This is a genomic window from Methylophaga thiooxydans DMS010, from assembly GCF_000156355.1.
In the GTDB taxonomy this organism is placed as follows: domain Bacteria; phylum Pseudomonadota; class Gammaproteobacteria; order Nitrosococcales; family Methylophagaceae; genus Methylophaga; species Methylophaga thiooxydans.
Window position 1 is genome coordinate 1 of record NZ_GG657902.1, and the last position, 11,706, is coordinate 11,706.

Below are 11,706 nucleotides of genomic sequence, written 5' to 3' on the forward strand. Positions count from 1 at the left end.
GCGGTTTTGTGTGCTTCTGGTAACGAACTGGTCATATCAGTATCAATAAAGCCTGGAGCGACGGTATTCACGGTAATGCCTCTTGCGCCAACCTCACGCGCCAGAGACTTACTGAAACCAATCACACCTGCTTTTGCTGCAGCATAGTTGGTTTGGCCCGCATTGCCCATCGCACCAACAACCGATGTGATAGTAATAATGCGACCCCAACGCGCTTTTGTCATCGCACGCAGGCAACGTTTACTGAGCTTAAAGATGGGTGTGAGATTGGTGTTGATAATGTCATCCCACTCTTCATCTTTCATGCGCATCAATAGGTTATCGCGAGTGATACCTGCATTATTCACCAAGATATCTGGTGCGCCGAACTCTGCTTCGATAGCTGAAACGACTTCTTCAATCGCATCATTATCAGTAACATTCAATACAATGCCTTTACCATTGATCTCGGCTTCTTTTAGAAAGCCAGAAATAGTGTCAGCACCATTTTCAGATGTTGCAGTACCAATAACGGTTGCACCCTGTTCGCCGAGGCTTAATGCAATTGCGCGGCCGATACCACGTGTTGCACCGGTTACTAAAGCAACTTTTCCTTCAAGACTCATGATCCCTCTCCTAACGCTTGTTGGGTTTTTTGCAATGTTGCCAAATCAAACAGTGGCATCGCATTTAGGCTTTTATCAATTCGTTTGTTCAAACCTGCCAGCACTTTACCGGGGCCACATTCAACAATATTAGAAACGTCCTGAGCAGCAAACCACTGTATTGTTTCAACCCAACGAACCGGGCTGAAGAGTTGCTCTGCCAGCAGTTGTTTAATTTGTGCGGCATCCGTCGCTACAGTGACGCTTGCGTTATGAATTACCGGCGTTGTTGGCAATTGAACCGGGATGTTATTTAACGCGTCCGTCAGCTGCTGCGCAGCAGGCTTCATTAGAGCACAGTGTGAAGGTACGCTCACAGGCAGTAACAGTGCGCGTTTTGCACCTTTTTCTGTAGCAATTTCAATCGCGCGTTTTACGGCGTTCGCAGAACCTGCAATCACAACCTGGCCGGGAGAGTTATAGTTGACCGCTTCAACTACGCCATTTGCTGCAGCATCAGCGCATAATTCACGAACGACTTGATCTTCTAGACCTAAAATAGCTGCCATGGCACCTTCGCCAGCAGGTACAGCCTGTTGCATATAACGGCCGCGCATTTCTACAAGTTTAACGGCATCAGCGAAGTCTAAAGCATTAGCGGCTACTAGCGCCGTGTACTCACCCAAGCTATGACCAGCGAAATAGTCTGGTTTGGTCGTTGCAACTGATTGCCATACACGCCAAACCGCAATGCCGGCTGTCAACATGGCTGGTTGCGTTTTATCTGTTTGATTAAGTTGGTCTTCAGACCTTCTGACACGAGTTGCCACAGGTCGTAACCTAAAGCGTCTGATGCTTCTGCGAAAGTTTCTTTAACAAGAGCGTATTCAGCGGCCAAATCGGCAGCATGCCGACTGATTGTGACCCCTGGCCGGGGAAAACGAAAGCTGATTTCATCGAATAACCTCTGAGTAATCAGTATTGGATAAGAGCAGAACCCCAGGTGAATCCTCCACCAAAGGCTTCAAACAAAAGGGTTTCACCACGTTTGATGCGACCATCACGCACAGCAACATCTAATGCCAGTGGAATGGAAGCCGCTGATGTATTGCCGTGCTCATCAACGGTGACTACGACGTGGTCCATCGACATATTGAGTTTGCGAGCTGTCGCAGCGATGATGCGAATATTAGCCTGATGTGGAATTAACCAGTCAACATCCGTTTTTGCCATTTGATTAGCATCTAACGTTTCATCAACGATGCTACTCAGTGTTTTGACAGCCACTTTGAATACTTCATTACCCTGCATATCAACATAAGCAGCATCGTCCGTTACCGCCGAACCAGGGCCCGTTGGTACATGGAGTAATTCGTTATAACTACCGTCTGAGTGGATATGGGTGGATAAAATGCCTGGCTGCTCGGATGCTTGTAAAACTACTGCACCTGCACCATCACCAAACAAGACGCAGGTGTTGCGATCTGTCCAGTCGATAATACGAGAAAAAGTTTCAGCACCAATGACCAGAACATTATTTACGCCACCGGCTTTAATGAATTTGTCAGCCACTGTCAGTGCATACACAAAGCCAGTGCATACTGCCTGCACATCAAAGGCCGGGCAGCCACCAATACCAAGCTTATGCTGAAGTAGTGATGCTGTACTAGGGAAAATCCGTGTAGGTGTTGTGGTCGCAACAATAATCAAGTCGATATCGTTGTTGCTGATACCGGCCGCTTCAATGGCTTTTATCGCTGCTTGATAAGCCAGATCTGTGGTGGTTTCATCATCAGCAGCAATATGCCGCTTTTTAATACCCGTTCGATCTGTAATCCATTGATCTGTTGTCTCAACCATCGACTCTAGGTCATGATTAGTTAGGACTTTTTCGGGCAAATAACTGCCCGTACCGGCGATTCGGGAATAGATCACAATACCTGCCCTTCCAGCAACACTTCTAAATGCTTGCTAATGTTATTGGGTACGTCTTTTTCAGCCTCAATAATGGCAATATTAATCGCATTAGAGAAAGCAAACTCATCGGCACCGCCATGACTTTTAATCACAATACCTTGCAAACCGATCAAATTAGCCCCGTTATAAGCACGCGGGTCTAACTCGTTACGAAAATGTTTCAGTACCGGCGACGCAATCAATCCCGCGAGCTTCGTTAGCCAGTTTCGTGAAAATGATTGACGCAGGAAATGACGAATCATGTGCACAACGCCTTCACTGGTTTTTAGCGCAACATTCCCGACAAAACCATCACACACCAATACATCAACTTCGCCGTGATACAGGCCGTCACCTTCTACGTAGCCTGTGTAATTAAGGTCAGTCTGTTCAAGTAAGCGCGATGCTTCTTTAACACGTTCATTCCCCTTAATTTCTTCCGAACCAATATTGAGCAAGCCCACTGTTGGGTTGGGTTTACCATCTACCAGTTCAGCTAGGACAGACCCCATGACAGCAAATTGAACCAAATGGGCAGCGCTTGAATCAACATTCGCGCCTAGATCCAATACATAGGTATGGCCCGTTATAGTCGGTAATGTTGAAACAATAGCGGGACGTTCAATACCCGGTAAGGTTTTCAAGACAAAACGCGCCGTTGCCATCAAGGCACCCGTATTACCTGCACTGACACAGGCCGCCGCTGTCCCTTGTTTGACAAGGTTTATTGCAACCCGCATTGAAGAATCTTTTTTGCCACGTAAAGCTTGTGATGGAAGCTCATCCATCTCGACTTTTTGTGACGCATGATGAATCTGCAATCGCGGGTCATCTATCACCTGATTTTGCTCTAGGTGATGTCTGATTGTGTCTTGATCCCCAACAAGAATAAGGTTCACATTGGGATGTTTTTTTAGTGCTGATATGGCAGCGGGGATCACAACCTGAGGTCCGTGATCCCCGCCCATAGCATCAATCGATATTGTAAGGCTCAATTGTAGTCAGGCCTTATTCACTCGTATCAGCAACGACTTTACGTCCACGGTAGTAACCATCAGCAGAAACGTGATGACGGCGGTGCAATTCACCTGAAGTTGAATCGACAGACAAAGTCGAACCAGTCAGTGCGTCATGCGAACGACGCATGCCGCGGCGTGAAGCACTCTTTTTGTTTTTTTGAACAGCCATTAGTTAAAACTCCTAACCCAATAAAAATCTAAAATCATTTCTTTGATTTTAATGCAGACAATACTGCGAATGGAGATTCCGGTTTGTCTTCCGGTTTCTCCTCAACCTCTTTATCCCCTGCAAACCATGCCTCTTCAGGCAAACAGTCAAAATCATGCTTTGGCACCAAGGGCAGTGCCAGAATTAACTCATCTTCAACAACCGTCGCGGGATCAACCAGATCAGTATCTTCAATCACCCACGGCTCGTATTGTTCAGCTAGTGACTCAGCAAGCTTTTCATGTCTTACTAGTCCCAGCCAGGTATCAATCGTGACTGGAAACTCAAGTGCTTGCATGCAACGTTCACAGGTCAACAACAGTGTTGTTTCAAATCGACCGTGTAAATTGGGTGTTCCAGTCTGATCAACGTCAAACTGCATCGAGACATTCACTACACCACTATTATCAAACAGTGACTCAGACAGCCTCGACATATCTGCCAGTTTTAACTCCCCCTCCAACTGACGCCAATTATTGGCGAAACGGAAAGGATCAATTTCTTTAGGTATTTGCTGGCGCATAATCGACGGGATTATATAAGAATTCTCAGTAAACAGCAAAGAAGATGACGCTAGACAGTCAACCTCAATGACTTTGGTTCAGGCGTTGTTGTGTAACTCAATCACAGCATTACTTTTATCTTCGGCTTGTTTTGACGCATCATTTCTTAGCGTATCAATATAATAGAGGTAATTCTCATCGATATCACCGGTAATATATTGGCCGTCAAAGCAAGATGTATCAAAGCTTTCGACATCACTTTTCTTATTGATAGCAGCGACAAGATCAGGCAAATCCTGATACACAAGCCAATCAACACCAAGCTCTTCAGCGATTTGTTTAACATCTCGATCATGTGCGACAAACTCATGCGCTGAAGGCATATCGATGCCATAAACATTAGGATATCGAACTGGTGGTGCGGCGGACGCCAAGTACACTTTATTAGCACCAGCATCTCGTGCCATTTGTACGATTTGTTGAGAGGTTGTTCCGCGAACTATAGAGTCATCAACCAGCAATACATTCTTACCGCGAAATTCCAAATCAATCGCATTCAGTTTTTGGCGGACAGATTTTTTACGCATAGTTTGACCAGGCATAATGAATGTCCGGCCAATGTAACGGTTTTTGATAAAGCCTTCTCGATAGACAACCTCTAGATCATAAGAGAGCTGAAGAGCGGCACTTCGACTGGTATCCGGAATGGGAATAACCACATCGATATCATGATCAGGAAACTCACGTTTAATTTTGTTGGCGAGTTTTGTTCCCATTCGCATACGACTCTTATGGACGGAGATGCCATCCATCATTGAGTCAGGGCGAGCAAAATACACATACTCAAAAATACAAGGCGATTTAACCGGGTTTTCTGCACATTGTTGTGCGTGGAAATTACCGTCAGTATCGATAAAGATACATTCGCCGGGCTCAACATCACGAACTAATTCAAAATCAAGGATATCAACCGCAACACTCTCAGAAGCCACCATATACTCGGTGCCTTTTGAGGTTTCACGTTTGCCTATTACGACAGGACGAATGCCATATGGGTCACGAAATGCCAGTACACCGACACCAGAAATCATAGCAACTGCAGCATAGGCACCACGGCAGCGACGATGAACCTGTGTGACCGCATTGAATACATCTTCAGGCTGGGGCTTGAGTTTGCTCGTGCTGTGCAACTCATGTGCGAGTACATTTAACAAAACTTCTGAATCAGAATCAGTGTTTAAATGTCGTTGGTCTGTACGAAACAACTCTTCTTTCAATACTTTGGTATTAGTTAAGTTGCCATTGTGGGCTAGTGAAATACCGAAGGGCGAATTCACATAGAAAGGCTGAGACTCAGCTGAGGTAGAGCAACCTGCTGTCGGGTAGCGAATATGCCCGATGCCCATTTTGCCTTTTAGTCGCATCATATGACGGGTATGGAACACATCTTTGACCAAACCGTTATCTTTGCGTAGGAAAAATTTACCATCACTGTCACAGGTCATTATACCCGCGGCATCTTGGCCACGATGCTGTAAAACGGTCAAACCGTCATACAAGGCCTGATTAACTTCAGAATGACCTACAATACCAATAATTCCGCACATATTCTGCCCTGTCAGGAGTTAGTTGTAATTGATGTGTTGTGCGATTTCTGTCGGTAACAGATCACGCACCCAGATTGCCAGTTTCTCAAAATGCTCCATGAGCAATGCATTTTGCCACCAACTGTCAGTCGGCATGGGCGTCGCTCCCGCTGCCAAAATCAAAATAGTGACGATTGCGACACCGCGTAACAATCCAAAAATAACACCCAGTGACCGATCCGTGCCGGTCAAACCTGTTTTCTCAACCACCTGGCATATCAGATGATTAACCATTGCACCTAAGACTAATGTGACTGCAAATAAGATGAAAAATGCCAGAAACAATCTAATAGAAGGTGTCGAAATGTAATTCGCTAGCAGCGTGGAGAGATGTGAGTGGAACATAAGCGCGACCCAGAAAGCGAGGATCCAGCTAGCCAGCGAGAGCACCTCTTTCATAAAGCCACGGACAATGCTGATAGCAGCCGAGATAAATATTATCCCGATGATCAGATAGTCGACCCAAACCATATATTCTCCGCAATAGGCTGCGATTTAAACCGCGGATTTTATCAGATTGAGCCCCAACAACCCAGCACTTTTACAGTTATGTTTCAAACACGCGTTGGCTAGTACCATTACGGCACGTAATGCTGAATTTGTGTTGATAAACCGAGTTTTTTATTTAGGCTCTGCGCGGTTTGTTCCAGTTGACTTCGACTACTAACAGGTTTTAGTCGAACGCGGTAAATCAGTGTTCCCGCATTGGATGTCGTTTCTATCATCGGCGTATGGCCTAGTACTTTCACCCGAGCAGCTAAGGCATCTGCGTTTTTCTTTTCGGAAAAGCTAGCAAGCTGTAACACCCATAAATCCTGCGGCTTCTCTGAGTTTGTTTTTTGTTGAGAATCAACCTTTGGAGCTGGAGCTGGAGCTGGAGCTGGAGCTGGAGCTGGAGCTGGAGCTGGAGCTGGAGCTGGAGCTGGAGCAGTTTTAGGTTCTGTCACATTTTCTGCAAGCTGTGCTTGTTGATCAGCCCCATCAGTTTGTTCTATTAGATCTGGGGAGACGGTGGCTTCTTCGACAGGCTCGACCACGTCTACATCATCTGTAATAGGCTCAATGACTGAATCAAAAGCTATTGGTTCTTGCTTAGGTTTTTCCGGTTGGTTTTTCTCTACCGTATCAAGCAGGAACCAGGCGATAACACCGATTAGGCAAACCAGAACAATGGCGCCTATTAATCGTTGTTGCTGAATCAGTGTCATCACCTGCTCCTGGTGTCATTAATGTCGGTTTTGAGAGTTTACCTCATGATACTTGGATTTTTCACTGGCAATTACCTTATCGGCTTCGCCACTGCTTTCAGTTCCTTGAGGCATATGCTGTAAAGCGACTTCTAATACTTCGTTTATCCAGCGAACAGGTATGATTTCTAAACCTTGCTTCACATTCTCTGGAATTTCTTTCAAATCCTTGACGTTATCGTGAGGTATTAAGACTGTATCGATGCCACCGCGGTGGGCTGCGAGTAGTTTTTCTTTCAAACCACCAATCGCTAACACTTCCCCACGTAGCGTAATCTCACCCGTCATAGCTACATTTGAGCGCACTGGAATTCCGGTAATGGCGGAGACAAGTGCCGTGCACATGCCCACACCTGCGCTCGGTCCATCTTTTGGCGTAGCACCCTCAGGTACGTGAACATGCAAGTCGTGATTTTGCAGAAAGTCTTCACTGATGCCCCACTCTGTTGAGCGCGCACGAACAACAGTGGTAGCAGCCTGAATTGACTCCTGCATCACATCGCCCAGCTTACCGGTATAGGCAGATTTCCCTTTACCTGGCATAACAGCAGATTCAATTGTTAATAATTCACCGCCGACTTCAGTCCAAGCAAGCCCGGTTACCTGACCAATACGATCATTTTCTTCAGCAACGCCATATTGGAAATGGAAAACGCCCAGGTAATCTTCAATATTTTCGGCGTTAACAATGACTTTATCTTCGCGTTTCTCTTGAAGAATTTTCTTCACCAATTTACGGCAGATCTTTGAAATTTCTCGTTGCAGGCTACGAACGCCAGCCTCACGAGTATAGCGACGAATGATTTCCATGACGGCATCGTCTGTTATCTCGATTTCCTTAGCTTTCAAACCATTTTCTTTCATTGCTTTTGGTAACAAGTACTTCAGTGCAATGTTAAGTTTTTCATCTTCGGTATAACCGGCGAGCCGGATGATTTCCATACGGTCACGTAGTGCATCAGGAATATTCAAGGTATTCGCCGTACACACAAACATGACGTCCGATAAATCGTATTCCACTTCTAAATAATGATCGGAAAAAGTCGAGTTCTGTTCAGGATCCAGCACTTCAAGTAAGGCAGAGGCAGGATCACCACGGAAGTCTTGTGCCATTTTATCGATTTCATCAAGCAGAAACAGTGGGTTTCGCACTTCTGTTTTTGTAATGTTTGAAATCACTTTACCTGGCATTGAACCAATATAGGTTCGGCGATGACCACGAATTTCAGCTTCATCACGTACGCCACCAAGAGCCATGCGTGTGTACTTACGGTTGGTAGCACGGGCAATCGACTGTGCTATTGACGTTTTACCGACACCTGGAGGACCGACCAAACATAAGATTGGACCTTTTAGCTTTTTCACGCGTTTTTGAACAGCGAGATACTCGACAATACGCTCTTTCACTTTTTCTAGACCATAGTGATCTTCATCGAGTACTTTTTCTGCGCGATCCAGATCCAACATCACACGAGAACGCTTTTTCCAAGGTACATCAATCAATGATTCGATATAGTTGCGTACCACGCTGGCTTCAGCCGACATCGGTGACATCATTTTTAATTTTTTAAGCTCTGACTCAGCTTTTTCGCGTGCTTCCGCTGACATGCCGGCTTCTTCAATTTTGGCGGCCAGCTCATCCGCTTCATTGGCGGCATCATCCATTTCGCCCAATTCTTTTTGCACGGCTTTCAGCTGTTCGTTGAGGTAGTATTCGCGCTGGCTTTTTTCCATTTGCTTTTTAACACGGCTACGAATGCGTTTCTCAATTTGCTGAATGTCAATTTCACCTTCAAGAAACGCCATTAAACGCTCAACACGTTGTTTGACATCACTCATTTCCAACAGCATTTGCTTGTCTTCAAGCTTTAAAGTCATATGAGCGGCAACGGTATCCGCCATGCGCGAGACTTCTTCGATACTGGATAGAGATGCAATTACTTCAGGCGGGATCTTTTTATTCAGCTTCACATACTGTTCAAATTGACCCAGCAATGTGCGCATCAGCACATCAGCTTCGCGATCATCTGCCGTATCATCGATAAAAGTAGCGACTTCAGCTTCGATAAATTCTTCATTGTCTGTGAAGTAAGCTACTTTCGCGCGCTGAGTGCCTTCGACCAGCACTTTCACGGTGCCGTCAGGTAATTTCAGCAATTGCAGAATGTTTGCCATTGTGCCGGTTTCATAGAGACCATTCGTCTCAGGCGCATCCTCTGAAGAGTCTTTTTGTGCCAATAGCAGAATTTGCTTATTGTCATCCGTTGCTGTTTCCAGCGCTTTAATTGATTTTTCACGCCCCACAAACAGTGGAATTACCATGTAAGGATAGACAACAACATCACGTAACGGCAGTACAGGTACGACCTTCAGAGCGTTATCATTGGTAGTTTCTATTTCATTTTCCATTAAGGCAAACCTCGTTCACGTGCCCTGAGACACCCAGATTAAGACATGTTTTGAATATGGGGACAGACAGCAGAAAATCAAGCACCCAATTCAATTGAGTGCTTGATCCATCCGTGGGATGTGCTGGTTGTTAAAGTAGCTTAGTTATCGCCTGAGGCGAGATCGGTATTTTGATCTTCGTAGATCAGAATCGGTGTATTTTCACCACCAATAACACTTTCATCGATAACCACTTTTGAAATGTTATCTAAAGACGGCAAGTCAAACATCGTGTCGAGCAACACGTTTTCGATAATAGAGCGTAAACCGCGCGCACCGGTTTTCCGTTCCATCGCTTTACGAGCAATGGCACTTAGCGCATCGTCCCTAAACTCCAGATCGGCACCTTCCATATCAAATAAACGTTGATACTGTTTAGTTAGTGCATTCTTAGGTTCAGTCAAAATTTGCACTAAGGCTGCTTCATCCAGCTCGTCCAGCGTTGCCACAACAGGCAGTCGACCGACAAACTCAGGAATCAAGCCATATTGAATGAGGTCTTCTGGTTCTACTGTGCGCAGTGATTCGCTTAATGGTCGTTGCTCATCCAAGCTTTTCACATCGGCAGAGAAACCAATACCGCCTTTATGGGTACGGTTACGAATCACTTTATCTAAACCAGCAAAGGCACCACCACAGATAAACAGAATTTTACTGGTATCTACCTGTAAAAATTCTTGCTGAGGATGTTTACGTCCCCCTTGAGGCGGAACCGATGCAATCGTACCTTCGATAAGTTTCAATAAGGCTTGTTGTACACCTTCGCCGCTGACATCACGGGTGATTGAAGGATTATCTGACTTACGTGAAATTTTGTCGATCTCATCAATGTAGACAATACCGGTTTCCGCTTTATCAACATCGTAATCGCATTTCTGCAGTAATTTTTGAATGATATTCTCAACATCTTCACCGACATAACCCGCTTCAGTTAGCGTGGTGGCGTCAGCCATAGTGAATGGAACATTGAGTTGTCTCGCCAACGTTTCAGCAAGCAAGGTTTTACCACTACCCGTTGGACCGATCAGTAAGATATTACTTTTAGACAGTTCAACACCGTCATCTTTATGACCGCTACGTAAACGTTTGTAGTGGTTATACACCGCTACTGAGAGATAACGTTTCGCTTTTTCCTGCCCGATAACGTAGTTATCAAGCGCCTCGTTGATTTCACGAGGTGTGGGCAGTTTGCTATCTGCTTCGTCAGCGGACAATTCCTGCATTTCTTCACGAATAATATCGTTGCAGAGATCGACGCACTCATCGCAAACAAATACTGATGGCCCAGCAATCAGTTTTTTGACTTCATGCTGACTTTTACCGCAAAACGAGCAGTAAAGTAATTTGTCATCATTGTTTTTATCGTCGCTCATAGCCTTACTACCTTAAACATCTTTGTAAACAATATATCGGCAACTTATGCCTTTTCTTCAGGACGGCTTGTCAGTACTGAATCAATTAAACCATATTCCAGTGCCTGTTCACCATTCATGAAGTTATCACGATCGGTATCGCGTCTGATAGCTTCAATATCTTGACCAGTATGATGAGCCAAAATTCCGTTTAATCTGTCACGAATGCTCAGAATCTCTTTGGCGTGAATATCAAAATCCGATGCTTGACCTTGGAAACCGCCTAGCGGTTGGTGAACCATAATGCGTGAATTAGGCAAGCAATGACGTTTGCCTTCAGCGCCACCCGCCAACAAAACTGCTCCCATACTAGCTGCTTGGCCAATACATAATGTGCTGACATTGGGCTTAACAAACTGCATGGTGTCGTAAATGGCCATGCCCGCTGTTACCGCGCCACCTGGGGAATTAATGTACAAATGGATATCTTTATCCGGGTTTTCTGACTCAAGGAATAATAATTGCGCCACGATCAGATTCGCCATTTGATCTTCTACTGGGCCCACCAGAAATATCACACGCTCTTTTAGCAGGCGTGAATAGATATCATAAGACCGCTCACCGCGTGACGTTTGTTCAACGACGATGGGCACCAGCGCGTTTTGAATACCGGTGAACTCTTCAGCAGAGAATTTATTTGTCATATCCGTCCTAATTTCCAGGTCCTAATAAAAAATCAGCCC

The 11,706-nt window shown here is 45.3% G+C and carries 11 protein-coding genes and 1 pseudogene; all 12 read right to left on the reverse strand.

Going from position 1 to position 11,706, the window contains the following annotated elements; genetic code table 11:
* Nucleotides 1-605, reverse strand: a 605-nt coding sequence (locus MDMS009_RS12385; protein ID WP_008291856.1) for a 3-oxoacyl-ACP reductase family protein, incomplete at its 3' end; no start/stop codon positions are given.
* Nucleotides 602-1,541 (reverse strand): annotated as a pseudogene (gene fabD / locus MDMS009_RS12390) (ACP S-malonyltransferase). The gene MDMS009_RS12385 and the pseudogene fabD, both read right to left, overlap by 4 nt.
* Nucleotides 1,542-1,559: 18 nt before the next feature.
* Nucleotides 1,560-2,519 (reverse strand): beta-ketoacyl-ACP synthase III, encoded by a 960-nt coding sequence (locus tag MDMS009_RS12395; protein ID WP_008291862.1) that lies wholly within the window; start codon nt 2,517-2,519, stop codon nt 1,560-1,562.
* Complete coding sequence (plsX, locus tag MDMS009_RS12400) at nt 2,516-3,535, reverse strand: phosphate acyltransferase PlsX (RefSeq protein ID WP_081443631.1); 1,020 nt, start codon at nt 3,533-3,535, stop codon at nt 2,516-2,518. Before plsX ends, MDMS009_RS12395 begins: the two co-directional genes overlap by 4 nt.
* A gap of 13 nt (nt 3,536-3,548) precedes the next feature.
* Nucleotides 3,549-3,728, reverse strand: a complete 180-nt coding sequence (rpmF, locus tag MDMS009_RS12405; RefSeq protein ID WP_008291859.1) for a 50S ribosomal protein L32 — start codon at nt 3,726-3,728, stop codon at nt 3,549-3,551.
* A gap of 34 nt (nt 3,729-3,762) precedes the next feature.
* Nucleotides 3,763-4,290: a YceD family protein gene (locus tag MDMS009_RS12410; protein WP_008291865.1), complete on the reverse strand. Its 528-nt coding sequence runs from the start codon at nt 4,288-4,290 to the stop codon at nt 3,763-3,765.
* A 78-nt stretch (nt 4,291-4,368) separates the two neighbouring features.
* A complete protein-coding gene (gene purF / locus MDMS009_RS12415; protein ID WP_008291861.1) occupies nt 4,369-5,877 on the reverse strand; it encodes an amidophosphoribosyltransferase in 1,509 nt (502 codons plus the stop codon).
* A gap of 18 nt (nt 5,878-5,895) precedes the next feature.
* Complete coding sequence (locus tag MDMS009_RS12420) at nt 5,896-6,387, reverse strand: CvpA family protein (protein ID WP_008291863.1); 492 nt, start codon at nt 6,385-6,387, stop codon at nt 5,896-5,898.
* Between the two features lie 107 nt (nt 6,388-6,494).
* Nucleotides 6,495-7,124: an SPOR domain-containing protein gene (locus tag MDMS009_RS16415; RefSeq protein ID WP_008291868.1), complete on the reverse strand. Its 630-nt coding sequence runs from the start codon at nt 7,122-7,124 to the stop codon at nt 6,495-6,497.
* A gap of 18 nt (nt 7,125-7,142) precedes the next feature.
* Nucleotides 7,143-9,572 (reverse strand): endopeptidase La, encoded by a 2,430-nt coding sequence (gene lon, locus MDMS009_RS12430; protein WP_008291866.1) that lies wholly within the window; start codon nt 9,570-9,572, stop codon nt 7,143-7,145.
* A gap of 140 nt (nt 9,573-9,712) precedes the next feature.
* Nucleotides 9,713-10,984 (reverse strand): ATP-dependent protease ATP-binding subunit ClpX, encoded by a 1,272-nt coding sequence (clpX, locus tag MDMS009_RS12435; RefSeq protein ID WP_008291858.1) that lies wholly within the window; start codon nt 10,982-10,984, stop codon nt 9,713-9,715.
* 44 nt (nt 10,985-11,028) lie between these two features.
* Entirely contained in the window at nt 11,029-11,667 is a 639-nt protein-coding gene (gene clpP, locus MDMS009_RS12440; RefSeq protein ID WP_008291864.1) for an ATP-dependent Clp endopeptidase proteolytic subunit ClpP, read from the reverse strand.
* Nucleotides 11,668-11,706: the final 39 nt, after the last annotated feature.

What these genes read in the sequence shown, in the direction of transcription:
- rpmF (WP_008291859.1), bottom strand. Translation starts at nt 3,728, where the DNA reads ATGGCTGTTCAAAAAAACAAAAAGAGTGCTTCACGCCGCGGCATGCGT.
- MDMS009_RS12410 (WP_008291865.1), bottom strand. Translation starts at nt 4,290, where the DNA reads ATGCGCCAGCAAATACCTAAAGAAATTGATCCTTTCCGTTTCGCCAAT.
- purF (WP_008291861.1), bottom strand. Translation starts at nt 5,877, where the DNA reads ATGTGCGGAATTATTGGTATTGTAGGTCATTCTGAAGTTAATCAGGCC.
- MDMS009_RS12420 (WP_008291863.1), bottom strand. Translation starts at nt 6,387, where the DNA reads ATGGTTTGGGTCGACTATCTGATCATCGGGATAATATTTATCTCGGCT.
- MDMS009_RS16415 (WP_008291868.1), bottom strand. Translation starts at nt 7,124, where the DNA reads ATGACACTGATTCAGCAACAACGATTAATAGGCGCCATTGTTCTGGTT.
- lon (WP_008291866.1), bottom strand. Translation starts at nt 9,572, where the DNA reads ATGGAAAATGAAATAGAAACTACCAATGATAACGCTCTGAAGGTCGTA.
- clpX (WP_008291858.1), bottom strand. Translation starts at nt 10,984, where the DNA reads ATGAGCGACGATAAAAACAATGATGACAAATTACTTTACTGCTCGTTT.
- clpP (WP_008291864.1), bottom strand. Translation starts at nt 11,667, where the DNA reads ATGACAAATAAATTCTCTGCTGAAGAGTTCACCGGTATTCAAAACGCG.